This window comes from Streptomyces sp. NPDC001663 (genome assembly GCF_042893105.1).
Taxonomy (GTDB): Bacteria; Actinomycetota; Actinomycetes; order Streptomycetales; family Streptomycetaceae; genus Streptomyces.
The window spans coordinates 288,557-312,677 of record NZ_JBIAUR010000010.1 but is presented as its reverse complement, the minus strand read 5'-3'; the positions used below and the strand labels follow the sequence as shown (position 1 = coordinate 312,677).

The 24,121-nt window shown below is 71.8% G+C and carries 17 protein-coding genes and 1 pseudogene; 14 read left to right on the top strand and 4 right to left on the bottom strand.

Annotated elements, in window-relative coordinates:
- Window positions 1–181 precede the first annotated feature (181 nt).
- From lanKC to ACFY1L_RS31555, 4 genes are all read left to right on the top strand, one after another.
- Entirely contained in the window at window positions 182–2,749 is a 2,568-nt protein-coding gene (lanKC, locus tag ACFY1L_RS31570; RefSeq protein WP_388831620.1) for a class III lanthionine synthetase LanKC, read from the top strand.
- 73 nt (window positions 2,750–2,822) lie between these two features.
- Window positions 2,823–2,939: a SapB/AmfS family lanthipeptide gene (locus tag ACFY1L_RS31565; protein WP_361272755.1), complete on the top strand. Its 117-nt coding sequence runs from the start codon at window positions 2,823–2,825 to the stop codon at window positions 2,937–2,939.
- Between the two features lie 106 nt (window positions 2,940–3,045).
- Entirely contained in the window at window positions 3,046–4,758 is a 1,713-nt protein-coding gene (locus tag ACFY1L_RS31560) for an ABC transporter ATP-binding protein (protein ID WP_388831617.1), read from the top strand.
- Window positions 4,759–5,022: 264 nt separating this feature from the next.
- Window positions 5,023–7,017: an ATP-binding cassette domain-containing protein gene (locus ACFY1L_RS31555; RefSeq protein WP_388831616.1), complete on the top strand. Its 1,995-nt coding sequence runs from the start codon at window positions 5,023–5,025 to the stop codon at window positions 7,015–7,017.
- Here ACFY1L_RS31555 and ACFY1L_RS31550 read toward each other — a convergent pair.
- Window positions 6,940–7,308 (bottom strand): annotated as a pseudogene (locus ACFY1L_RS31550) (LuxR C-terminal-related transcriptional regulator); the annotation flags it as partial. The gene ACFY1L_RS31555 and the pseudogene ACFY1L_RS31550 overlap by 78 nt on opposite strands.
- A gap of 487 nt (window positions 7,309–7,795) precedes the next feature.
- Between ACFY1L_RS31550 and ACFY1L_RS31545 the strand changes: the two are divergent.
- A complete protein-coding gene (locus ACFY1L_RS31545; protein WP_388831614.1) occupies window positions 7,796–9,949 on the top strand; it encodes a SpoIIE family protein phosphatase in 2,154 nt (717 codons plus the stop codon).
- A 96-nt stretch (window positions 9,950–10,045) separates the two neighbouring features.
- On the opposite strand, the gene ACFY1L_RS31540 is transcribed toward ACFY1L_RS31545, so the two are convergent.
- Entirely contained in the window at window positions 10,046–11,479 is a 1,434-nt protein-coding gene (locus ACFY1L_RS31540) for a S1 family peptidase (protein WP_388831612.1), read from the bottom strand.
- Between the two features lie 190 nt (window positions 11,480–11,669).
- Here ACFY1L_RS31540 and ACFY1L_RS31535 point away from each other — a divergent pair, with 190 nt between their 5' ends.
- The 5 genes from ACFY1L_RS31535 (at window position 11,670) to ACFY1L_RS31515 (ending at window position 18,740) form a co-directional block, all read left to right on the top strand.
- Window positions 11,670–12,083 (top strand): PaaI family thioesterase, encoded by a 414-nt coding sequence (locus ACFY1L_RS31535; protein ID WP_388831610.1) that lies wholly within the window; start codon window positions 11,670–11,672, stop codon window positions 12,081–12,083.
- Window positions 12,084–12,538: 455 nt separating this feature from the next.
- Window positions 12,539–12,754, top strand: a complete 216-nt coding sequence (locus tag ACFY1L_RS31530; protein WP_388831608.1) for a type A2 lantipeptide — start codon at window positions 12,539–12,541, stop codon at window positions 12,752–12,754.
- A 142-nt stretch (window positions 12,755–12,896) separates the two neighbouring features.
- Window positions 12,897–13,703: an HlyD family efflux transporter periplasmic adaptor subunit gene (locus ACFY1L_RS31525; protein ID WP_388831606.1), complete on the top strand. Its 807-nt coding sequence runs from the start codon at window positions 12,897–12,899 to the stop codon at window positions 13,701–13,703.
- Entirely contained in the window at window positions 13,700–15,922 is a 2,223-nt protein-coding gene (locus ACFY1L_RS31520) for an NHLP family bacteriocin export ABC transporter peptidase/permease/ATPase subunit (protein WP_388831604.1), read from the top strand. The genes ACFY1L_RS31525 and ACFY1L_RS31520 overlap by 4 nt, the downstream gene beginning before the upstream one ends.
- 1 nt (window position 15,923) lies before the next feature.
- The gene (locus ACFY1L_RS31515; protein ID WP_388831602.1) at window positions 15,924–18,740 is read left to right on the top strand and encodes an NHLP bacteriocin export ABC transporter permease/ATPase subunit; all 2,817 of its coding nucleotides are present in this window, start codon (window positions 15,924–15,926) and stop codon (window positions 18,738–18,740) included.
- Window position 18,741: 1 nt separating this feature from the next.
- Here ACFY1L_RS31515 and ACFY1L_RS31510 read toward each other — a convergent pair whose 3' ends face one another.
- Both ACFY1L_RS31510 and ACFY1L_RS31505 read right to left on the bottom strand, forming a co-directional pair.
- A complete protein-coding gene (locus tag ACFY1L_RS31510; RefSeq protein WP_388831600.1) occupies window positions 18,742–19,269 on the bottom strand; it encodes an SRPBCC family protein in 528 nt (175 codons plus the stop codon).
- Window positions 19,270–19,275: 6 nt separating this feature from the next.
- On the bottom strand, window positions 19,276–19,620 hold the full coding sequence (locus tag ACFY1L_RS31505) for an ArsR/SmtB family transcription factor (RefSeq protein WP_388831598.1): 345 nt from the start codon (window positions 19,618–19,620) through the stop codon (window positions 19,276–19,278).
- A 177-nt stretch (window positions 19,621–19,797) separates the two neighbouring features.
- Between ACFY1L_RS31505 and ACFY1L_RS31500 the strand changes: the two genes are divergently transcribed.
- From ACFY1L_RS31500 to ACFY1L_RS31485, 4 genes are all read left to right on the top strand, one after another.
- On the top strand, window positions 19,798–21,300 hold the full coding sequence (locus tag ACFY1L_RS31500) for an MFS transporter (RefSeq protein WP_388831596.1): 1,503 nt from the start codon (window positions 19,798–19,800) through the stop codon (window positions 21,298–21,300).
- Between the two features lie 108 nt (window positions 21,301–21,408).
- Window positions 21,409–21,903: a methyltransferase family protein gene (locus ACFY1L_RS31495; protein WP_388831594.1), complete on the top strand. Its 495-nt coding sequence runs from the start codon at window positions 21,409–21,411 to the stop codon at window positions 21,901–21,903.
- A 39-nt stretch (window positions 21,904–21,942) separates the two neighbouring features.
- Window positions 21,943–22,950, top strand: coding sequence for a Ppx/GppA family phosphatase (locus tag ACFY1L_RS31490; protein ID WP_388831592.1), 1,008 nt, complete (start codon window positions 21,943–21,945; stop codon window positions 22,948–22,950).
- A gap of 138 nt (window positions 22,951–23,088) precedes the next feature.
- Window positions 23,089–24,102 (top strand): iron-containing redox enzyme family protein, encoded by a 1,014-nt coding sequence (locus ACFY1L_RS31485; protein WP_388831590.1) that lies wholly within the window; start codon window positions 23,089–23,091, stop codon window positions 24,100–24,102.
- The last annotated feature ends 19 nt before the right edge of the window (window positions 24,103–24,121 follow it).

Below are 24,121 nucleotides of genomic sequence, written 5' to 3'. Positions count from 1 at the left end.
GCGTATGAGCCGTCTGCGCAGCCCCTGTGAGCGTTCCGTGGAGGTCAGCAGGCGTGTCCGATCGAAAGGCGCCGAACATGTCTTTACGCATGCGTACCGCACGGTGATCTCGTGACAGGCGTGACTGTCCGGCGCCGCGGACCGGCTGGAAGTCTCGATGCCGGGCCACGGAGGGGGATCCATGGACAAGCGGTACGAGGTGTACGCGCTCGCGGACAGACACTTCTACGAGACGCCGGACCGGCTCGCCGCGGCCGGACAGCAGGCCGCGCCCGAGTTCGAGACCGCCCGTCGCGAGGTGCCCGAGGGGTGGCAGGCGGCTCGGATCGGCGACTGGCTGACGCTGACGCCGCTCGCGGCGGACCGGAACCCGGTGCAGGGCCCGTCCCAGGGCTGGAAGATCCACGCCTCGGCCACCCGGGCGAACGCGGAGCGGATCGCCGCGACCGTGTGGGACTACTGCGTGCCGCGCCGCATCCCGTTCAAGTTCGTGCCGGGCCCGCATCTGCTGCACCTGCGCAACACCAAGTACGCGGGCCGCGACACCAGCGGCAAGTTCGTCACCGTCTACCCGGCCGACGAGGAGCAGCTCCACCAGGTGCTGCGCGAGCTGGGCCGGCTGCTGGAGGGCTTCGAGGGGCCGTACATCCTCACCGATCTGCGCTGGTACGACGGTCCGCTCTATGTCCGCTACGGCGCCTTCGCGCGCACTTTCGTCGTCGACGAGCGGGGCTCGCTCGTGCCGGCGGTGCGGGACGGGGCGGGGACGCCGGTGCCGGACCGGCGGGCGCCGTCGTTCCAGGTGCCCGAGTGGGTGACGCTGCCGGCGTTCCTCGAGCCGCATCTGGCGGCGCGCAACACCACGACGGTGGGCGAGCTGCCGTACCGCATCGAGAAGGCGCTGCACTTCTCCAACGGCGGCGGGGTGTACGCGGGCACCGACACCCGGGACGGGCGCAAGGTGGTGCTGAAGGAGGGGCGGCCGCATGCGGGGCTGGCGTCCGACGGTGCGGACGCGATCGCGCGGCTGGAGCGGGAGAAGAGCGCGCTGGAGCAGGCGGCGGGGACCGGTGTGGTGCCCGAGGTACGGGACTGGTTCACGCTGGGCGACCACCGGTTCCTGGTCATGGACTTCCTCGAGGGGCGCCCGCTCAACTCCTTCTTCGCGGAACGCCATCCGCTGCTGACGCCGGACCCCGACCCGGATGCCGTACGGGCCTACACGGAGTGGGCGGTACGGATCCATGGCGCCGTCGAGCGTGCGGTCGAGGCGGTGCACGCGCGCGGGATCGTCTTCAACGACCTGCACGTCTTCAACATCATGGTCGCGCCCGACGAGGAGTCGGTGTCTCTGCTCGACTTCGAGGCGGCGGCGCCGGTGACGGAGAACGGCCGCCAAGTCGTCGCGCATCCCGGCTTCTTCGCCCCGCCCGACCGGACCGGCGTCGACGTGGACCGCTATGCGCTGGCCTGCTTACGGCTCGCGCTGTTCCTGCCCGTCACCACGCTGTTCGTGGTCGACCGGGGGAAGGCGGCGCATCTGGCCGAGGTGATCGCGGAGCAATTCCCCGACGTGCCAAGGGAGTTCCTGGACGAGGCGGTCACGGAGATCACACGGGGCGCAGGTGTCGGTGCCCCGGCGTTCGTGCGTCCCGGCGACTGGCCGCACAGCCGTGACTCCATGGTCAAGGCGATCCTCGCCTCGGCCACCCCGGAACGCGACGACCGGCTCTTCCCCGGCGACATCGCCCAGTTCTCCGACGGCGGCGGGCTCGGGCTCGCCCATGGCGCGGCCGGGGTGCTGTACGCGCTGGCGGAGACCGGCGCCGAGCGGTACGAGGAGGGCGAGCACTGGCTCCTCGCCCGCACGGACCCGGCGCCGGCCGGCACACCGCTCGGCCTGTACGACGGGCTCGCGGGCGTCGCCCACGTCCTGGACCGGCTCGGCCACCGGCAGCGGGCCCTGGACCTGGTCGAGGGCATCCTCGCCGAGAGGTGGCAGAACCTCTCCTCCGACCTGCACGGCGGCCTGGCCGGCCTGGGCCTGGTGCTCGGCCAACTGGCGCGCACGACAGGCGAGTCGGAGCTGCGCGAGCGGGCCGCCGAGGCGGCCGACATTCTCGTACGACGTCTGGCGGAGCCGCTGCCCGAGCCGAACACGCGGCGGCGGGCCGGACTGCTGCGGGGTGCGAGCGGGCCCGCACTGTTCCTGCTGCGGCAGTACGAATGGACCGGTGACACAAGGCTGTTGGAGGCGGCCGCCGTGGCACTGCGCCGGGACCTGGAGTGCTGTGTGGTCCGCGAGGGCGGGTCGCTGGAGGTCGACGAGGGGTGGCGGACGCTGCCGTATCTCGGCGACGGCAGCGCGGGCGTGGGGATGGTCCTCGACGACTACCTCGCCGAAGCCGCCCCCGGGACCGGGGAGTTCGAGCTGGTCCGGCAGGGAATACTGACCGCCGCGACCTCCCGTTTCTACGCGCAGCCCGGACTTTTCCAGGGTCGCGCCGGCATGATCCTGCACCTCGCCCGCACCGGCGCCACCGACCGGCTGCCCGAACAGCTCGACGGGCTGGGCTGGTTCGCGATGGCCTACCAGGGCCAACTGGCCTTCCCCGGGCACCAGATGATGCGGCTGTCCATGGACCTCGGCACCGGAACGGCAGGGTGCCTGCTCGCGCTCGGCGCGGCCCTGGATGCCGGATCCACCGCTCAACTGCCGTTCCTGCCGCCGCTGAGGCGGCCCTCATGACGCGGCTCCGCGATCTGACGGAGTCGTGACACAACCCCGTCCCCACGGGTGGACATCGATGAAAGGAAACGAGATGGCACTGCTCGACCTGCAGACGATGGAGTCCGAAGAGCACACCGACGGCGGCGGCGCGAGCACCGTCAGCCTGCTCTCCTGCATCAGCGCGGCCAGCGTTCTGCTCTGTCTCTGACGAGCACCGTGCGCCCACGGCTCCGGGCGGTCCACTCCCGCGAGGGAGGGGCCGCCCGGGGTCCTGCGCAACGTCACCCCGACCCCGGATGCGAGGCCGCAGCCGTATGACGACCCGTGCCGACGCCGCACAGCCCTCCATGCTGCTGAACTCCGCCACGCGGCACAGCGGGTCGCGCTGTGTGGTGCTGTGCCTGGTGAGCACGGCGGCCACGGGGCTCGGTCTGCTGCTGCCGGCCGCGCTCGGCCGCACCCTCGACCTCCTCCTGGCGCACGCCCCGGCGACCCGCTGGGTGCTGTGCTGCGCCGGAATCGTGCTGCTGCTGGCTCTGCTCGACGCCTGCGAGACCGTGCTCGGCGGGACCGTCGACGCCCGGACGACGGCGTGGCTGCGGCGCCGGCTGACCGGGCATGTGCTCGCGGTGGGCCCGCGGGCCGCCGCCCGCTTCGGGCCCGGCGACCTCGTCGCCCGCCTCGTCGGCAACGCGGCCCAGGCCGGGACGGCGCCGACCGCACGCGCCGCGCTGCTCGCCGCGCTCGCGGGTCCCGTCGGGGGCATGGTGGCGCTCGGCCTCATCGACCCGTGGCTCGCGGCCGTGTTCCTCGCCGGAGCACCCGTACTCACCCTGCTGCTGCGCGCCTTCACCCGTGACACGACCCGCTGCGTGGCGGACTACCAGCAGGTGCAGGGCCGGATCGCCGGCGCACTCGCGGAGGCCGTCGAGGGCCACCGCACGATCGAAGCGGCGGGCACGGCGGACCAGGAGACCGCGCGGATCCTACGGCCGCTGCCCGAACTGTCCCGCGCGGGCTACCGCATGTGGCGGGTGCAGGGGCGGGCGGCCGGGCAGGCGACCGCCGTGGCGCCGCTGCTGCAGCTCGGCGTCGTGGCGGTGGCCGGGGTGCTGCTCACCCGCCACCGGCTGTCCGTCGGCGAGGTGCTCGCGGCTTCCCGGTACGCGGTGCTCGCGACCGGAGTGGGCGTGCTGGTCGGGCAGTTCGCGGGCCTGGCCCGGGCGCGGGCGGCCGCCGGGCGGCTGAGCGAGGTCCTCACGGAACCGGCGCCCGCCTACGGCTCACGGCGACTGCCCGTCGACGGTCCCGGACGTCTGGAGCTGCGCGGCATGACGGCGCGGCGCGGCGACCGCACCGTGCTCGCCGGCGTCGACCTGGTCGTCCCCGGCGGCACGACGCTCGCCGTGGTCGGCCGCTCCGGCACGGGCAAGTCCCTCCTCGCCGCGCTGGCCGGCCGCCTGACGGACCCGCACGCGGGCGAGATCCTGCTGGACGGCGTCCCCCTGCGCGACCTGCCCCACGACGAGCTGCGCCGAGCCGTCGGCTACGCCTTCGAACGCCCGGCCCTCCTCGGCACGACCGTCGAGGACGCGATCGCCCTCGGCCTCCCGTCCCCCTCCCCCGCCCGCATCCGCGAGGCGGCCCGCACCGCGTGCGCCGACGACTTCGTCCGACGCCTCCCGTCCGGCTACGCCACCCGCACCGCCGACGCACCCCGCTCCGGCGGAGAGTCCCAACGCCTGGGCCTGGCAAGGGCGTTCGCCCACGACGGCCGCCTGCTCATCCTGGACGACGCCCTCTCCAGCCTCGACACCGTGACGGAGGCCCAGATCACGAACGCCGTCCTGACGCACGGTTCACACAGCACGCGGCTGCTCATCGCCCACCGCGCGATCACCGCGGCACGGGCCGACGCGGTGGCGTGGCTGGACGGCGGGAGGGTGCGGGCGGTGGGCACGCATGGGGAGTTGTGGCGGATCGCCGAGTATCGGGCGGTGTTCGGGGGCGGGAGCGGGCATGCGTGACGGGGTGTACCGAGGCCGGCTCCGCTCGCGGTGCGGCAAGGTACCCGGGGTGGGATTTCGGGCCGGACCGGGGCGCGTTGGAAGCCGCTCGGCGTCGCACGGGGATGGGACGCGGGGCCCGTGGACCGGCAGGGTCCACCGTCGCGGCCCTGGCAGTCGACAGGGCCGGGGACGGGCTGCGCAGCCGCACGCGGATCTGTGGCCGGTCACCGGCAACCGAAGGGTGCCCAACCTCCGAGCGGAGTCGAGGGACGGAGCGTGCGCATGAGTCGCGGGACTCGTCCGAAGCAGCGCGTGGGCACGACCGAGCGGGGCGGGGCCGGGCAGGGTCGGTGGCTCAGCGGTGAGGGGCCGGGGCGGGGTGCCGGCGTGGGCGGCGGGATCCGTCTGCGCGGCCTCCGGTTCCTCCGGGAGCGGTGGCGGGTCGTGGTGCGGCTCGGGGGCTGGTCCGTGTTGGAGACGGGACAGACCTTTCTCACCGGGTACGCCCCGGCGCGAGCCCTCGACGCCGGGTTTCTGCACGGGCGGGTGGGCGTAGGGCTCGGCTGGCTCGGGGTGGCCGGGCTCGGGGTCCTGCTGGGTGCCTACGGGACCGCCCGCGTCTACGACGCCGTAGCAGCGCTGGTCGAACCCCTACGGGACCGCCTCGTCGGGCGGGTCGTCGAGCGCGGGGTGCGGCAGGCGGGCGGCGGGGCGCTGTCGGGCCTCACCCAGCAGGTGGAGATCGCCCGGGACACCTTCGCCGGGCTGGTCATGGTCTCCCGGTCGTTCGTGTTCACCGCGGTGGGGGCGCTCGTCGGGCTGTTCTCGCTCGCCCCGCTGCTACTGCTCGTCGTCGGGCCGCCGCTCGTGGCCGGCGTGGTGCTGTTCGCCGCCACGCTGCGACCGCTCGCCCGCCGACAGGAGGCGTTCCTGGTCGCCGACGAGGCACTGGCCGACCAACTCGCTTCCGTCTGTCCGGGGCTGCGGGACATCACCGCGACCGGCGCCGAGCAACGGATCGCCGCCGACACCTCAGAATGCGTCGACGCCGAGCTGCGGGCCGCCCGTTCCCTCGCCCGCTGGGCCGTGTTGCGCGTGGCGGCCCTCGCGATCGGCGGCCAGCTCCCGATCGTGCTGCTGCTCGCCGCCGCCCCCTGGCTCCTGGCCCACGGCGTCACCACCGGCGCCCTCGTCGGCGCCCTCGCCTACGTCACCCAGTCCCTGCTGCCGGCCCTGCGCAACCTGGTCCACGGCCTGGGCACCAGCGGCTCACGACTCACGGTGGTGCTACGGCGGCTCACAGCCGTGCGGCACAGCGGTCGTGCAGCCGAGTCCCGGCCCCGAGGACCCCAACGCCTCCATGTACTCCCGTCGCTCTCCGCCCACCAAGGCCGCCCCGTCCCCACCCCCGCCCTCGCCCTCTCCTCCGTCACCTTCGCCTACGGCCCCTACGCCGCCCCCGTTCTCGAAGACCTCGACCTCGATCTCCCGCCCGGCTCCCACCTGGCCGTCGTCGGCCCGAGCGGCATCGGCAAGTCCACGCTCACCGCTCTGGTCGCGGGGCTGCTGGAACCCCATAGCGGCACGATCCGGGTCTGCGGGGAGCCCGTGCCCTCGGCGGCGGCCGCGGCGCGGCGCGTGCTCATCCCGCAGGAGGCGTACGTCTTCACCGGCACCGTCGCCGAGAACCTGGGCCATCTCCGGGCGGACCCGGTAGCCGAGGCGGAACTGCTCGCGGCAATCGAGGCGGTCGGGCTCGGCCCCCTGGTCGAGGCGCTCGGCGGGCCCGGCGCCCGGGTCGATCCCACGGCGCTCTCCGCGGGCGAACGGCAGCTGATCGCGCTGGCCCGCGCCTACCTGTCGTACGCCCCGCTCGCCCTGCTCGACGAGGCGACCTGCCATCTGGACCCGCAGGCCGAGGCACGCGCCGAGCATGCCTTCGCGCGACGGCCGGGCGGCACGCTCCTGGTCGTCGCCCACCGCATCAGCTCGGCCCGGCGCGCGGACCGGGTGCTCGTGATGGACGGGCGCGGCACGGCGTACGGAACGCACGACGCGCTCCTGAAGGACTCGCCCCTGTACCGGGATCTGGTCGGCAGCTGGTCGCCCGGGCCGTCAGAGCCAGCCCTCCCCCTGCGAGATGCGGATCGCGTCGATGCGGTTGCGGGCCCCGGTCTTGCGGGTGATGGCCGCCATGTAGTTGCGCACCGTCCCGTGGGACAGGTGCAGGTTCCCGGCGATCTCCGCGACGGACGCGCCCTCGGCGGCGAGGGATAACACGCTCAACTCCCGCCGGGTCAGCGGCATTTCGGCGGCCTTGAGGAAGCCGAAGCCCAGCGAGTCGTCGACGAAACGTTCCCCCTGGGCGACGCGCCGGATCCCGCGCACCAGATGGTCGGGCGCGCCCTCCTTGTCGACGTAGCCGAGTGCGCCCGCCTCGATCGCCCGTTTCAGCAGGCCGGGCCTGTTCGCACTGGCAAGGACGAGAAGTCTGGGCGGGGCCGGATCGGGGATCCTCGGACACAGCTCGCCGAGCGGCGGGATGGCGTAGGCGTCCGCGCACTCCATGTCCGCCGCGCAGACGTCGGGCCGTAAGGACCGTACTCGGCCGTGCGCGTTGCGCCATGGGGTGTCGTCCACGCCCAGGTCGGGTTCTCGTCGCAGCCACTCCGCCAGCACAGATCGCACCAGACACTCGTCGTGCACCAGTAGCACCCGGATCACTGCCGCCTCCCCCTCAGCTCGCATACGCCGGTTCCGTGTGGTCTTGAGCGCGTGCCCCATTGTTGGCGGCCCTGACCGTTCATGGGCGCGAAGAATCGGCCACGAGGGTGCGCGGGGGCGCACGCGCGGCGCCCGTACACCACCGCGCGCATCGATTGAGGTGGCATGGGTCGGCGCCGAGAGGGTACGCAAGGGCTCTTCACCGTGCCGCGGGCGTTCCTGCGCCCATACGGGGGCGGTCGGCACCGCCCCCGTCACCGCTCGCCGTGCGGGAGCGACCGCCAAGGGGCAGATTTGGTCCTTAGGACACCTCGCCCGGCCGTGCGAGGAGGTGGTAGGCGTGTCCGACGGGCACACGTCCGCTCAGGCGCCTGCGGCCGCGAGGACGCGGGTGGGACGGCCTCTGCTGTCCCTCGCCCTGGCCTCGATGATGGACGAGGTCCAGGCGCACTCCGGCGCGGTGTATCTGCTGGCGCCCGGCGAACGCGTACTGGAGATGGCCGTCATGGCCGGGCTGCCCCGGGCCTTCGCCGCGCCCTGGGAGCGGGTGGGGCTGAGCGCGCCGATCCCGGTCGCCGAGGCGGTGCGGGAGCGGCGGCTGGTGTGGGTGGGCGGCGAGGAGGACATGGCGGCCCGCTATCCGCGGATCGCCGTGGTGCTGCCGTATCCCTTCGCACTGGCCGCGGTGCCGGTGGCGACCGCCTCGACGGCGTACGGCGCGGTCTTCGTGACCTGGCCCGGCTCCCATCCGCCGGAGCTGTCCGACCGGGAGCGGGAGCATCTCACCGCGGCCTGCGACCGGCTCGCGCTGCGGCTGGAGCGCGCGATGGAGGAGAGCCGTCCGCTGCTGCCCGAGCCCGATCTGCTCGCCGCGCCGACGGTTGGCGGGGTCGCGGGCACGCTCGGCACGGTGGAGGCGGCACGGATGGTGGCGCGGCTGCCGTACGGGCTGTGCTCGCTGGATCTGCACGGCCGGGTCAGCTTCGCCAACGCGGCCGCGGCCGAGCTCATCGGCACCCCGGTCAACAAGCTGCTCGGCACCCAGCTGTGGGCATCGGTGCCGTGGCTCAACGACCCCGTGTACGAGGACCGTTACCGTGCCGCGCTGCTCAGTCAGCAGACGACTTCGTTCGTGGCGCTGCGCCCGCCCGGGGACTGGCTGTCGTTCCGGCTGTATCCGAGCACGACCGGGCTCAGCGTCCGGGTGACCAGGGCGCGGGCGGTGGCGGAGATGCACCGGGCCGCACCGCAGTCCGACGACGCCCCGTCCCGTCTGGTCACCATCTCGCAGGTGCTGACCCTGGCCGGTGCGCTGACCGAGGCGGCGGGGGTGCAGGACGTCGTGCAGCTGGTCGCCGACGAGATCGTCCCGGCGGTGGGCAGCCAGGCACTGATGGTGCTCGGTTCGCGGGCGGGGCGGCTGCACGTGCTGGGGCACCGCGGTTACCCGGACGCGCACGTGGTGGAGCGGTTCGACGGGATGCCGATGGCCGAGCCGACGCCGGGCACGCACGCGCTGAACACCGGAGTGCCGGCGTTCTTCGACTCCCGGCAGGAGCTGGAGCGTCTGTATCCGTCGCGGCGCGCCACCCCGGACGGCTTCGCGGCCTGGGCCTATCTGCCGCTGATCGCCTCGGGGCGGCCGGTGGGCACGTGTGTGCTCGCCTATGCCGAGCCGCATCCGTTCCCGGCGGACGAGCGGGCGGTGCTGACGAGCCTCGGCGGGCTGATCGCGCAGGCCCTGGAGCGGGCCCTGCTCTACGACGCCAAGCACCGGCTGGCGCACGGTCTGCAGGAGGCCCTGCTGCCGCACTCACTGCCGCGGCTGCCCGGCATCGACGCGGCCTCCCGCTATCTGCCCGCCACGCAGGGCATGGACATCGGCGGCGACTTCTACGACCTGGTGCCGTTGCAGGGCGTGGCGGCGGCGGTGATCGGGGACGTGCAGGGCCACAACGTGACCGCGGCCGGGCTGATGGGACAGCTCCGCACGGCCGTGCGCGCGTACACGACCGTCGGGCAGCCGCCCGAGGAGGTCATGCGCAGCACCAACCGGCTGTTGATCGACCTCGGCGCCGACCTGTTCGCCAGTTGTCTGTATCTACGGCTGGATCCGGCGCGGGGGCGGGCCGTGATGGCCCGGGCGGGGCATCCGCCGCCGCTGCTGCGCCGCCCCGACGGAAAGGTGCGGGTGCTCGACCTCGCCGGCGGTCCACTGCTCGGCATCGACGGCTCGGCCGTCTACCCGACGACGGAGGTCGACCTCGCGCCGGGCTCCGTACTCGCCCTCTACACCGACGGGTTGATCGAGTCCCCCGGCGTCGACATCGAGGACGCACTCGCCGACCTCGGGCAACGGCTCACCGAGGCCGGGGAGCTGCCCCTGGACGAGCTCGCCGATCATCTCCTGCAGCACAGCCCGGCCGCCCGGGAACGGCTGGACGACGTGGCGTTGCTGCTGCTCAGGGCGCATGCGGACGGGTGAGCGTCAGGCGCGTACGGCTCCGGACACGACACGGTCCGGCCCTCCCGCCGGAGGGCCGGACCGTCCACTGTCGACCGGAACCGCTGGTTGGGCCGATCAGTGGGTCTCGGTGAGCGAACCGTCGTCCGCGCCGTTGCCCGCCTGGTCGCCCGCGCCCGCTCCGGACTGGTCGTCGCCAACGCCGGCACCGGACTGGTCACCGGCACCGTTCTGGTCGCCGGCCGTCGCGGACGGGTCGGCGGTGCCGGCCTCGTCGCCGCCGCCCACCGCGTCACCGCCGGCCTGGTCGCCGGCGCCGGCACCGTCGGTCGCCGAGGCGGACGGGTCGACCGCACCGCCCTCGTCACCCGCGCCCGCACCCGCGTCGCCCGCACCCGCACCCGCGTCACCGAGCGTCGCGCCCGTGGCCTGCAGGGCCGTGGTCACCGGCTGGAAGAAGGTCTCGCCACCGCTGGTGCAGTCGCCGCTGCCGCCGGAGGTGAGGCCGACCGCGCCGCCGTCCTGCGTGAACAGCGAGCCGCCGCTGTCGCCGGCCTCCGCGCAGACGTTGGTCTGGATGAGCCCGGTGACGGTGTCCACGCCGTTGGGGTCGGTCTCGCTCTGGAAGTTGACCGTGGCGTCGAGGCCGGTGACCTGGCCGTCGTGCAGACCGGTGGTGCTGCCCATCCGGAAGACCTGCTCGCCGACGGTGGCGTCCGCGGCCTGGGTGATCTGGACGGTCTGGCCGTCGCCGGTGTTCACCTCGCTCGGCGCCTGCGTGGCGGGGTCGTCGTACTTCACCAGCGAGAAGTCGCCGTCGCCGGGGAAGGTGGCCTGGTCGACGGTGGCGATGGGCTGCCCGGTCTCGGAGTCGGACCACTGCTTGGCGGCCACACCGCAGTGACCGGCGGTCAGGAAGGCCGGGGAGCCGTCGCTGGCGGTGACGTTGAAGCCGAGGGAGCAGCGGACCGTGCCGCCCTCCGCCTGGGCGAAGATCGCGTCGCCGCCCGACACGAAGGTCTTGAAGGTGCCGGAGGACTTCTTGACGCTCGCCACGTTCGAGCCGAGGCTGTCGACCGTCGACGTCAGTCTGTCCCAGCTGGAGCCGGTGACCGTGGAGTCGGCCGTCACCTGGATCTTGTTCGTCTTGGGGTCGATCGCCCAGGCCGTGCCCGGGATGGTCGCCTTGGCGGCCAGGGTCTTCGCGCCCGCCTTCAGGCTGGCCAGGCTGTTGGCGACCTCGCGGACCTTCGCGCCCGCCTTCTTCGCCTGCACGATCACGTTGTTGTTGTCGCCGGATATGACGTTGACCACCAGCTGCTGGCTGTCGGAGTCGTAGTAGGAACCGGCGAAGGCCTCACCGAGCAGGTCCTGCAGCTGCGAGGCGAGATCCGAGGCGTCGGTCGCCTTCAGGGTCTTGGGGGCGGCATCGGTCGACGAGCCGTCCTGCGACGCGTTGGCGTTCGGCAGCAGGATTGCGGCTGCGCCGAGCGCCACGACGCTGCCTGCCGCGATCGCGGCCTTGCGCTTCGGAATTCGCTTGTGACTCAAACTTCTCGACCTCCTGGGGGACCGGAGTCTGTGCCGCCGTTCGGCAGCTGTTCTGTTCTGGGCGCCTGGATGGCTGTTGGTACGCAGGGGCCGCGCGGTGCGTTCAATTCCGTTTCCCAACTCGCTTTGCCAGATGCCGAATCGGCCATGACCCGCGTCTGACGAACGGCGGCGGGGAACAATCGCCCATATGACGATGACCACCGCCGAAGCCGACAAGATCCTCTCCGCCAACTTCGCCCCTTGGGTCCTCGAACTGGGCCTGCGCGTCGAGGCGGTGGGCGACGACCGCGCGACGCTGCGTCTTCCCTGGTCGGACCGGCTCTCCCGGGAGGGCGGCGCCCTGTCCGGGCAGGCACTGATGGCCGCCGCCGACACGGCCACCGTGATCGCGGTGTCGGCGGCGCGCGGGGGGTACGGGCCCATGACGACGGTTCAGCAGTCCACGTCGTTCCAGCGCGCGGTGACCGGTTCGGATGTCCTGATCGAAGCGGTGCTCGGGAAGCTGGGCCGCCGTATGGCATTTGCGGACATCACGATGACCGACGCCGATTCGGGCGAAATCGCCGCACGCGCGAGCACGGTCTATGCACTTCTGGGCTGACACGGTCTGCAATCGGTCAGCAACAGCCCGTTCAGAACTCCGGTCCGAATCACGGCTCCAGAGAATCTGCACATTGAATACGCAACGAAGTCACCGCGCGCGGAGGTTCTGCACAGGCGCGCTGCCGCCATCACGACATTGATGCGGGAGTGTCGGATTCGCCATGCGATCAGCAAGCCATCGGACGAGCCGATGCCGTGACGCATGTGAAGAACTCGCCGTCGAGCCGTGCGCAAGCCTGCACGGATCGGTGCTCCTGGGCCTCAAGTTGCCTGGTGAGACGGTTGGTTGATTGGAAGCGCGTACCTGCAGCGTGCTTTGATCCATCGCACCGCAGGGGCCGCGAAGGGTTCCTGGAAACGGGCGCCCGGCGCCTGCGGTCGCGGCCGTCGCTCTGTCCCCAGAGGGGAAGCCGCTCCCCCTTGTGAAATACCCATACGAAGGGAAGTTCCATCATGAACTCCACCCCCCGTGTTGAGACCGTTGAGATCTCGGACGCTGAGCTCGACAACGTCTCCGGCGGCCTGTCGGTCAACGCTGTCAACACCGTCACCGGTGCGCTGGACGGCATTGCTCCCGTTTCCGGCCTCGTCGACACCGGCGTCAGCCTGGTCGAGGGTGTCACCGGCCTGAACACCGCCCCGGTCACGAACCTGGTCGCCGGTCTCTGATCGCACCTTTTGTGATCGTTGAGTCCCGGAGCCGCTTCCTGGCTCCGGGGCCTTCGGTTGCCGTAAGAGCCTCACACCGGCTCTTGAACCAGCCGGCTCGCGCGAGCCGGTCCTCTCTCGTTTTCAGGTGAGGGAAAGTTCCGTGCAGTTCCGCCAACAGGCCCTCGCCAAGCTCCAGTCGCCGGAGGAGCTCGATCTTCCGGTGCGCTTCGCCCGCCCCCAGGGCTGGCTCGTGCTGTCCGTGACGGTGGTCGCCATGGCGGCCGCATCCGTGTGGGCGGTGACCGGCTCGGTGACCTCCACTGTCTCCGCGCCCGCCATCCTCACGCACGGCGAGGGCAGTTACATCCTGCAGAGCCCCGTCGCGGGCCAGGTCACCGCGGTGCTGGCCGAGCAGGGCCAGCGGCTGCCGGCCAACTCCCCGGTCCTGAAGGTCCGTACGGCCCAGGGCGACACCGTGGTCCGCACGGTCGCCGCGGGCCGGATCACCGGACTCGCGGCCACCATCGGGCAGATCATCCAGACCGGCGCGAACGTCGCGGCCGTGGAGAAGGTCGCCAAGGCCTCGGACCCGCTGTACGCCACGGTGTACGTCCCCGCCGAGAACGCTGCCTCCATCCCCGCCGACGCCGCCGTGGACCTGAGCGTCTCGTCGGTGCCGACCCAGACGTACGGCGTGCTGCGCGGCCATGTGAAGTCGGTGGACCGCTCGGCGCAGTCGGCCCAGGAGATCGCCGCGTTCCTCGGGGACAGCCAGCTGGGCGAGCAGTTCTCCAAGAAGGGCCGCCCGGTGGCCGTACTGGTGAAGCTGGACAAGTCGTCGGGCACGAAGAGCGGTTACCAGTGGTCGTCCAAGGACGGGCCGCCGTTCGATCTCACCTCCATGACCCTGGCCTCGGGTTCGATCCGGCTGGCCGATCAGCGTCCCGTCGATTGGCTGCTGCCGTGAGCACCGCACAGGAGACGCGGAGCAGGCGCCGCGCCGCTCCGCCCAAGCGCCCGGTCCCCAAGGGCAGGGCGAAGACCGTCCGCACCCCGACCGTCCTCCAGATGGAGGCCGTCGAGTGCGGCGCCGCCTCCCTCGCGATGGTCCTCGGCCACTACGGCAAGCACGTCCCGCTGGAGGAGCTGCGCATAGCCTGCGGTGTCTCCCGCGACGGCTCGCGCGCGAGCAACCTGCTCAAGGCGGCGCGCAGTTACGGCCTGACGGCCAAGGGCATGCAGATGGACACGGCCGCCCTCGCCGAGGTGAAGACGCCGGCCGTCCTGTTCTGGGAGTTCAACCACTACGTCGTCTACGACGGGATGGGGCGCCGCTTCGGCCGCCGCGGGGTGTACATCAACGACCCCGGCAAGGGCCGCCGTTTCGTGCCGATGGAGGACTTCGACGGAAGCTTCACCGGCGTCGTGCTGGTGATGGAGCCCGGCGACGGCTTCACCAAGGGCGGTCGCAGGCCCGGGATCCTGGGCGCGATGCCGGCCCGGCTGCGCGGCACCGCGGGCACGATGCCCGCGGCGGTGCTCGCGAGCCTGCTGCTGGTCGCGGTCGGCGCGGCGGTGCCCGCGCTCAGCCGGACGTACATCGACGAGTTCCTCATCGGCGGGCAGACCTCGCTGCTCGCCGTGCTGTTCGCGTCGATGGGCGCGTGCGTGCTGCTCACCGTCCTGCTGACCTGGCTGCAGCAGGCGAACCTGCTGCGCGGTCGCATCATCTCCTCCACGCTCTCCAGCGCCCGCTTCCTGCGGCATCTGCTGCGGCTGCCGGTGACGTTCTTCGCCCAGCGCAGCCCGGCCGACCTGGTGCAGCGCCTCCAGTCGAACGACGCCGTGGCCGAGACCCTGGCCCGCGACCTGGCGGCGGCGGGCGTGGACGCCGTGGTCGTCGTGCTCTACGCCGTCCTGCTCTACACCTACGACCCGCAGCTCACCTTCGTCGGCATCGGCGTCGCGCTGCTGAACATCGTCGCCATGCGCGTCGTCATCCGCCTGCGCGCCACCCGGACGGCGAAGCTGCGCGCCGACAGCGCCCGGCTCACCAACACGGCTTACACCGGCCTGCAGTTGATCGAGACGATGAAGGCGACCGGCGGCGAGGACGGCTACTTCCGCAAGTGGGCCGGACAGCACGCCACCACGCTGGAGGAGCAGCAACGCCTCGGTGTGCCGAGCGCCTGGCTGGGCGTGGTCGCGCCGACACTGGCCTCGCTGAACAGCGCGGTGATCCTTTGGATCGGCGGCATGCGGGCGGTCGAGGGCGGTATCTCGGTGGGCCTGCTGGTCGCCTTCCAGTCCCTGGTCACCCGCTTCACCGCGCCGATCACCCGTCTCAACGGCGTCGCGGGCCGCATCCAGGACTTCGCCGCCGACGTGGCCCGCCTGAAGGACGTCGAGAACTTCCAGGCCGACCCGCTCTACGGCCGCCCGGGCGCCGGCGACTCCACGCGCCGCCTGCACGGCCACGTCGAACTGCAGAACATCACCTTCGGCTACAACCCGCTCGACAAGCCGCTGCTCACCGGCTTCGACCTGACCGTCGGCCCGGGCCAGCAGGTGGCGTTGGTCGGCGGCTCCGGCAGCGGCAAGTCGACCGTGAGCCGCCTGATCTCGGGTCTGTACTCCCCCTGGGAGGGCGTGATCCGCATAGACGGCCAGCGCCTGGACGACATCCCGCGCGGCGCCCTCGCCGCCTCGGTCTCCTTCGTGGACCAGGAGGTCTTCCTCTTCGAGGGCTCGGTCCGCGACAACGTGGCGCTGTGGGACCCGTCGATCCCGGACGACGCGGTGGTCGACGCCCTGCGGGACGCGGCGCTCTACGACGTCGTGATGCGCCGCCCCGGTGGCATCCAGAGCAAGGTCGAGCAGGACGGCCGGAACTTCTCCGGCGGGCAGCGCCAACGCCTGGAGATCGCAAGGGCGTTGGTGCGCCAGCCCAGCATCCTGGTCCTGGACGAGGTGACCAGTGCGCTGGACGCGGAGACCGAGCAGGTCGTGATGGACAACCTGCGCAAGCGCGGCTGTGCCTGCGTGGTGATCGCGCACCGGCTCAGCACCGTGCGCGACAGCGACGAGATCGTCGTACTGCAACACGGCACGATCGTGGAACGCGGGCGGCACGAGGACCTGGTGACGCGCGGCGGCGCGTACGCGGCGCTGGTCAGGGAGCGATGAGATGACGACCTCACACGAAGGCGACCTCGTTCTCGGCGCCCTCGGCTCCATGGGCACCTACGTCGACTGCTCGGGCCTGACCCGGCTCGACCTGGAGGGCCCTCAGGTGCTGTGGCTGGTCGCGGCCGGCAGCCTCGACCTCTTCGCGGTGGACGCCGTACAGCAGGGCCACTGGCACCACCTCGGCCGGCTGGAGGCGGGCTCGCTGATCCTCGGCCCGGTCCCTGGTCCCCAACACACCCTGGTCGCCCGCCCGTTGCGGGACTGCGTCGTGCACCGCATCGGCCTGCGCGAGCTGTATCAGACGGCCGACACCCAGACCTGGTCCTACGACGAGTACGGCAACCCCCAGTACGTACCGCCGACGACGAGCCCGCTGGAGTACGCCCTCGCGCTCGGGGTCGGCCGCAGTCTGACCGTCCTCTTCCAGGCACCGATGGCGAACGACCGTGCCGCCGAGGTGAACGACGACGACGTCTTCTGGATGCAGGTGCCGCCGGGCAGCGTGCAGTACGGCTCCCTGTACGGCGCGGAGGCAGCCGCCGACCTGCTGATGGACCCGGCGGTCTGGCAGAGCATGGTCGACCAGCAGTACCGGCTGCTGACCACGCTGGACCGCTGGATCGAGCAGCTGGAGCGCACCCACGAGACGCGAACGGCCGCTGGTATCAAGGCGGGTGAGGCGGTTCGTGCCCAGGCCGACCGCACGCTGCTGGCCTCCATCGGCAAGTCCTCGTCGAAGAGCACCACGGCCGCCGACGCGGACGCCTCGTACGCCGCGTGCAAGCTGGTCGCCGAGGCGGCCGGAATCACGCTGGCCGAGCCCGCGCAGAGCGGGACGGAGAGCGAACGTCTCGACCCGGTGGAGCTCGTGGCCATCGCCTCCCGCGTCCGCACCCGGGCCGTACGCCTGGACGGCCGCTGGTGGCGGGACAACATCGGCCCGCTGGTCGGCCACCGGGCCCTGTCGGGTGCTCCGGTCGCTCTGCTGTGGCGACGCGGCGGATACGTGGCCGTGCATCCGGCAACCGGCCGCGAGACGCCGATCGAGAAGGCGAACGCGGAGGAGTTCGAGCCCCGCGCGGTGATGTTCTACCGACCGCTGCCCGAACGGACGTTGAGCCCGCTGCGGCTGCTGCGGTTCAGCATGCAGGGAACCGGTGGTGATCTCGGCAACCTCCTGATCAGCGGCCTGGTGACGGTGGCGATCGGCGCACTCGTGCCCATCGCGACAGGCAAGGTGCTGGGCGAGTTCGTCCCGAAGGCGCAGACGGGGCTGATAGCTCAGGTCTGTCTGGCCGTGATGCTGACCAGCATCGTGGCGGCGGCTTTCATGCTGCTGGAGAATCTCACCATCCTGCGCCTGGAGGGCAGGATCGAGGCCACGCTCCAACCGGCCGTCTGGGACCGGCTGCTGAGGCTTCCGACGAAGTTCTTCACCGAGCGCTCGACCGGCGAGCTGGCCAGCGCGGCCATGGGCATCAGCTCGATTCGCCGTCTGATGGCCGGACTCGGTCCCGTCGTCGCCCAGTCGGTGACGGTCGGCGCGATGAACCTGGGGCTGCTGTTCTGGTACAGCCCCTCGATGGCACTGGCGGCGATCGGCATGCTCGTCGTCATCGCGGGCGCCTTCCTCGGGCTCGGTCTGTGGCAGGTGCGCTGGCAGCGCAAACTGGTCGTGCTCAGCAACAAGCTGAACAACCAGGCGTTCCAAACCCTGCGCGGCCTGCCGAAGCTCCGGGTGGCGGCCGCCGAGAACTACGCGTACGCGGCCTGGGCCTCGAAGTTCGCGCGCAGCCGGGAACTGCAGCAGAAGGTGGGGCGCATCAAGAACCTCACCACGGTGATGGGCGCTGTCTACCTGCCGCTGTGCACCCTGCTGATGTTCATGCTCCTTGCGGGCCCGGCGCGCGGGGTGATGTCGGCGGCCGCGTTCCTCACCTTCAACACCTCGGTGACGATGCTGCTGACCTCGGTCACCTCGCTCACCGGCGCGTTCGTGTCGGCGGTGGCCGCGCTGCCGCTGTTCGAGGAGATCAAGCCGGTGCTGGAGGCGACTCCGGAGGTCCGCATGGCGAGCACCCGGCCGGGCCCGCTGTCCGGCTCGATCGAGGCCCGGCGGCTGTCCTTCCGCTACTCGGACGACGGTCCCCTGGTCCTCGACGACGTGTCGTTCGACATCCGCCCGGGTGAGTTCGTGGCGATCGTCGGCCCGAGCGGTTGCGGCAAGTCGACGCTGCTGAGGCTACTGATCGGCTTCGACAAAGCGGTGTCAGGCAGCGTCCTGTACGACGGCCAGGACCTGGCCGCCCTGGACCAGTCGGCCGTACGTCGCCAGTGCGGTGTCGTGCTGCAGCACGCGCAGCCGTTCACCGGCTCCATCCTGGACGTCATCTGCGGCACCGAGCCGTACACGCCGGAGGAGGCGATGGCGGCCGCGGAGATGGCGGGGCTCGCCGAGGACATCAAGCGGATGCCGATGGGCCTGCACACGATCGTCCAGGGCAGCGGCGCCGTCTCCGGCGGCCAGCGTCAACGCCTCATGATCGCCCAGGCGTTGATCCGCCGGCCGCGCATCCTCTTCTTCGACGAGGCGACCAGCGCCCTCGACAACGAGACACAGCGCACGGTGATCGAGTCCACCAAGGCCCTCAACGCCACCCGTATCGTCATCGCCCACCGCCTCTCGACGGTCCTGGACGCGGACCGCGTGATCGTCATGGAGGACGGCAAGGTCGCCCAGCAGGGCCCGCCCGCGCAGCTGCTCGCGGACACGAACGGGCGGCTGCACGAGCTGGTGCGGCGGCAGATGGCGTGACTCAGTCCATGCCCGGTACCGGTGCCCCGGAGGGGATCCCGGCGTCGATGTACGCCTGGTAGATCTCCTTCCAGGGCGCCTCGGCACCGGCGTGCGGCCCCTCGAAGCGCTCCCCTCGGGCCTTCGCGTCGAGGGCGGCCAGACAGACCTCCCAGCCGGCGCCGTTGCGCGCGGCGGTGTTCTGCTCCTCGAGGACATTGGTGAGAGTGAAGCGGGTCCGCTTCTCGTCGAGCGCCTCGAGATCGAAGTGCAGCTCGTCGCCGCCCCAGCTGAAGGACAGATGTCGCGGCTCGTCGACGGCGATCACCCGGCCCGCCGACTCCGGCATGTTCGGATCGCCGCTGAAGGCGATCGCACCGCCGGGGCGCAGGTCGATCTCGGCGCGGGACGGGAACCACTGGGCGAGTTCGTCGGCGTCGGTCACGAACTGCCAGACGCGCTCGACGGGATGGTCGTAGGTGCGGCTGAAGCGGACGGCGGGGCGGCCGTCGTCCAGGGTCAGATATGTGCCGGTGAGATCAGCGGCCATGGTGGATCAGTCCTTCGGGGTGGGTTCCTCGGGATCGTCCGGCGCCGTCTCGTCGAGGCGGCGGCCCAGTGCGTCCAGGCTGCGGTTCCACAGCCTGCGGTACGGGGCGAGCCAAGCGTCGAGCTCGGCGATCGGGGCAGGGTCGAGGGCGTAGACGCGGCGCTGCGCATCCTGCCGGACCCGGACCAGACCCGCCTCCCGCAGCACCTTCAGGTGCTTGGAGGTGCTCGGCTGACTCAGACCGCACGCCTCCACGATCTCCCCCACGGGCCGCGGCCGCTCCAGGAGCAGCGCGACGATGGCCCGCCGGTGCGGATCGGCGAGAGCGGTCCAGAGCGGGGCGTCGGACATGGGTTCAATATGCCTCGCCGGTTATATTCCAGTCAAGGAATAAGAGACGGACACCACACCAAGCGAAACGTTGCCGTTTCGCTCGCGGAGGGTCTAGGCTGCCTAGTGTACGAAACCGTTTCGTTTTAGGTTTCGTCGTTCCACAGTCCCGAACGACTTCCCTGGAGTGGTTCTCGCATGTCACAGAAGACCCTCACCGACAGCACCTCCACGGGTGCCGTCGAGGCCGCGCCCGCCGCCTCGTCGAAGCGATGGTGGATCCTCGCGGTCGTCGCCCTGGCGCAGCTGATGGTGGTCCTCGACGCCACTATCGTGAACATCGCCCTGCCCTCGGCCCAGGCCGACCTCGGCTTCTCCGACGGCAACCGGCAGTGGATCGTCACGGCCTACGCGCTGTCCTTCGCGTCCCTGCTGCTGCTCGGCGGCCGGATAGCCGACCTGTTCGGCCGCAAGACGGCCTTCCTCGTCGGCGTGGTCGGCTTCGCCGCCGTCTCCGCACTCGGCGGCGCCGCGAACGGCTTCGGCATGCTGGTCACCGCGCGTGCCCTGCAGGGTGCCTTCGGCGCACTGCTCGCGCCGGCCGCGCTGTCGCTGCTGAACACGACGTTCACCGATGCCAAGGAACGCGCGAAGGCGTTCAGCGTCTACGGCGCCATCGCCGGTGCCGGTGGTGCGGTGGGCCTGCTGCTCGGCGGCGTGCTGACCGACGCGTTCGACTGGCGCTGGACGCTGTACGTCAACGTCGCCATCGCCTTCGTCGCCTTCGCGGGCGGCTGGTTCCTGCTGACCAACCACCGCGACGCCGAGAACTCCAAGCTGGACGTGCCGGGCACGGTGCTCGTCGCCGCCGGCCTGTTCTCCCTCGTCTACGGCTTCTCCAACGCCGAGACGCACGACTGGGGTTCGGCCCTGACCTGGGGCTTCCTGACCGTGGGCGGCGTGCTCCTGGCGGCCTTCGCCTGGTGGCAGACCAGGGCCTCGCACCCGCTGCTGCCGCTGCGCATCCTGCTGGACCGCAACCGGGCGGCCTCGTTCCTGGCCGTGCTGATCTCCGGCGGCGGCATGTTCGGCGTGTTCCTGTTCCTCACCTACTACCTGCAGCTCAACCTCGGCTTCAGCCCGACGAAGACGGGTGTGGCGTTCCTGCCGATGGTCGGCGCGCTGATGGTGGCGGCGCAGGTCGGCACCACGATCCTGGTGCCGAAGATCGGGCCGAAGGTCGTCGTCCCGCTGGGGTTCGCGATCTCCGCGGCCGGCATGGCCTGGCTGACCGGGATCGGCGTCGGCTCGAGCTACATGAGCGCGGTGCTGCCGCAGCTGATCGTGACCGGTGTCGGCCTCGGCCTCGTGATGCCGGCGGCCATGCAGCTGGCCACCGGCGGGGTGGCGGCCGAGGACGCGGGCGTCGCCTCCGCCACGGTCAACGCCATGCAGCAGGTGGGTGGTTCGATCGGTACGGCGCTGCTGAACACCCTCGCCGCGAGCGCCGCAACCGACTACCTGGCCGGCAAGGACGCCACCAACAAGCTGGTCCAGGCGCAGGCGACGATCGAGAGCTACACCACCGCCTTCTGGTGGTCGGCGGGCCTGTTCGCCGCCGGCGCGGTGATCGCCTTCCTGCTCTTCCGCCGCGGGGTGCCGGAGCAGGACCCGGAGGCCGCACCGGTCGTCCACATGTGATCGCTGCGAGTCGTACGCATGTGATCATTCCGGCCTGAGCCGCAACTGGTCCGAGGGGCCGCCGTCCGCAGGGAGACGGCGGCCCCTCTGCGCTGCCATGGTGGCCGTATGCGCAAAGAGGCGGCGGCACTCGGGACCACGGTCTTCCTGCTTGTCGCGCCCGGCAGCGTGGTCGTCCTGCTGCCGTGGTGGCTGACCGGATGGCGGGCCGGGGACTGGTGGCCACCGTTGCGTGCGCTCGGTCTGGTTCCGCTGGCCGCGGGGGCCGTCGTCCTGCTGTCGGCCTATGTGCGGTTCGTGGTCGAGGGACTGGGCACGCCGGCGCCGGTCGCGCCGCCCGAACACCTGGTGGTGGGCGGGCTCTACCGCTACGTGCGCAATCCGATGTACATCGCCGTGGTCGCGGCGATCGCCGGTCAGGGCCTGCTGCTCGCCCGGCCGGTGCTGTTCGGCTACGGCGCCTGCGCCGGCGCCGCGATGTGGGCCTTCGCGAAGGGGTACGAGGAGCCCGCACTGACCCGCCGGTTCGGTGCCGACTACACCCGCTACCGGCGGGCGGTGCCGGGCTGGTGGCCGCGGCTGACCCCGTGGCGCGGCGACTGACGGGCGTTGTACTGCCCGTAATTGGGTACTCACGGGCCCATGCGAATCAGCGTGCTGGATGTGGGGTCGAACACGGTCCGGCTGGTTGTGGCGGATGCCGAGGGCGGGGTGCCGTTGCCGGTTCACACCGCCAAGTGGCGCCTGAGACTGTCCGAACACGTGAAGCCGGGCAGCTGCATCCCGGAGGAGGACATCGAGCGGCTCGTCGACGCGGTCGCCGAGGCGAGCCGGACCGCGACCCGGTGGGGTGCGGCCGGTCCGCTGGCCTTCGCAACCGCCGTGGTGCGCGCCGCTCCGAACCGACTCGAGGTGCTGCGCGCGGTGCGGACGCGAACCGCGGTGAGCCTGTGCACGCTGCCCGGTGAGGTCGAGGCCGAGCTCACGTTCCTCGGGGCGCGGCGCTGGATGGGCTGGCGGTCGGGTCCGCTCGCCCTGCTGGACATCGGCGGCGGCTCCCTCGAAGTGGCTTTCGGGCGTGGCCGGTTGCCGGACTTCGTCGCCTCGCTGCCGCTCGGTGCGGCACGGCTGACCCATGAGTTCCTCCAGGGAGTGGACCCGCCCGCGACGGACCAGGTGCGGGCGCTGCGGCGGAAGGTCCGGCACCAACTGCGGGACGTCGCCGCCCGGATCCGCTGGGAGGGACCGCGCACGGCGGTGGTCACCTCGCGCACGTTCCAGCAGCTGGGGCGGTTGTGCGGGGCGGCGGCCGGGCGCCACGGCCCTTTCGTGGAGCGCCAGTTGGCGCGCTGCGACGTGCGCGCGGCGATCGACCGCCTGTCGGTCCTGCCCGCCGCCGACCGCGCCCGGCTGCCCGGCATCTCCGCGCCGCGCGCCGAGCAGAGCCTGGCCGGCGCGGTGGTCGCCCACACGGCGATGAAGCTGATCGGCCTCAAGACGGTCACGATCTGCCCATGGGCGATCCGCGAAGGCGTCCTGCTGCGCCACATCGAGGACGGCGCATCCTGGTGGGCGGAGGTCAACCGCCTCAACGAGTCGCACCCGGTCCCGGATCCGGTGCCGCTGCACATCGCGACCGCGACGAACTGAATGGGCCACGCCCTGGTCCGGAGGCGCCCGCAACTGTCGGCCAGGGCATGGGCCCGTGCAGCCGGTGTCGGCGAGCGCACACGAGATTTCGCTGGTCACACGGCGGGTGACCCACCGCCGCCCGGGTACCCGGCACCCATGACGCACGACCGCGAGGGCCCGCGGCTCCCCTCCCCGCGAGGCCGGATCTCGGCCGCCGTGAAGGATCGCCTCCTCGGCGCCGGCCCGCTGCCGCGCCCCGAGGACGTCGCGGGCGCGGACGCCTACGGCGATGATCTCCAGCTCGCCCTGTACCTCTGCTACGAGCTGCACTACCGCGGCTTCGCGGGCGTGGCCGCGGACCACGAGTGGGACCCGGACCTGCTGCGCACCCGGGCGGCGCTGGAGCACCGCTTCCTGGTCGCGCTGCGTGCGGACACCCCGGTCCACGACACCGTCGAGGACGCGCTGGCCGAGCTGCTGGTCGAGCCCGTCGGCGGCACCGGCGTGACCCATTTCCTGTGCGCCGAGGGCGAGTTGTGGCAGCTGCGCGAGTACGCCGCCCAACGCTCCCTCTACCACCTCAAGGAGGCCGACCCGCACGCCTGGGTGCTGCCCCGGCTCGCCGGCCGGGCCAAGGCGGCCATGGCGGCGGTGGAGTTCGACGAGTACGGCGGCGGCCGACCCGACCGGCTGCACGCGCGCCTGTTCGCGGACCTGATGACCGACCTCGGTCTGGACGCGACGTACGGCCGCTACCTGGACGCGGCGACCGCCGAGGTCCTCGCCACCGTCAACCTCATGTCCCTGTTCGGCCTGCACCGCGCCCTGCGGGGCGCCCTGGTGGGCCACTTCGCCGCGGTCGAGATCACCTCCTCGCCCGGCTCCCGGCGGCTCGCCGAGGCCATGCGCCGCACAGGCGCGGGGCCGGCCGCCGAGCACTTCTACGACGAGCACGTCGAGGCCGACGCCGTACACGAACAGGTCGTACGCCACGATGTCATCGGCGGTCTGCTGGCCGAGCAGCCGCACCTGGCACCCGACGTCGTGTTCGGCATCGACGCCACCGGCCACCTCGAGGACCGCTTCGCCGCCTTTCTGCTGAGCGCCTGGCGAGCGGGCAGGTCATCACTGAGAACGCCCGAATTTTCTGAAATCTCCCATATTTCCTGAACGCCCGGGTACCTGAGCC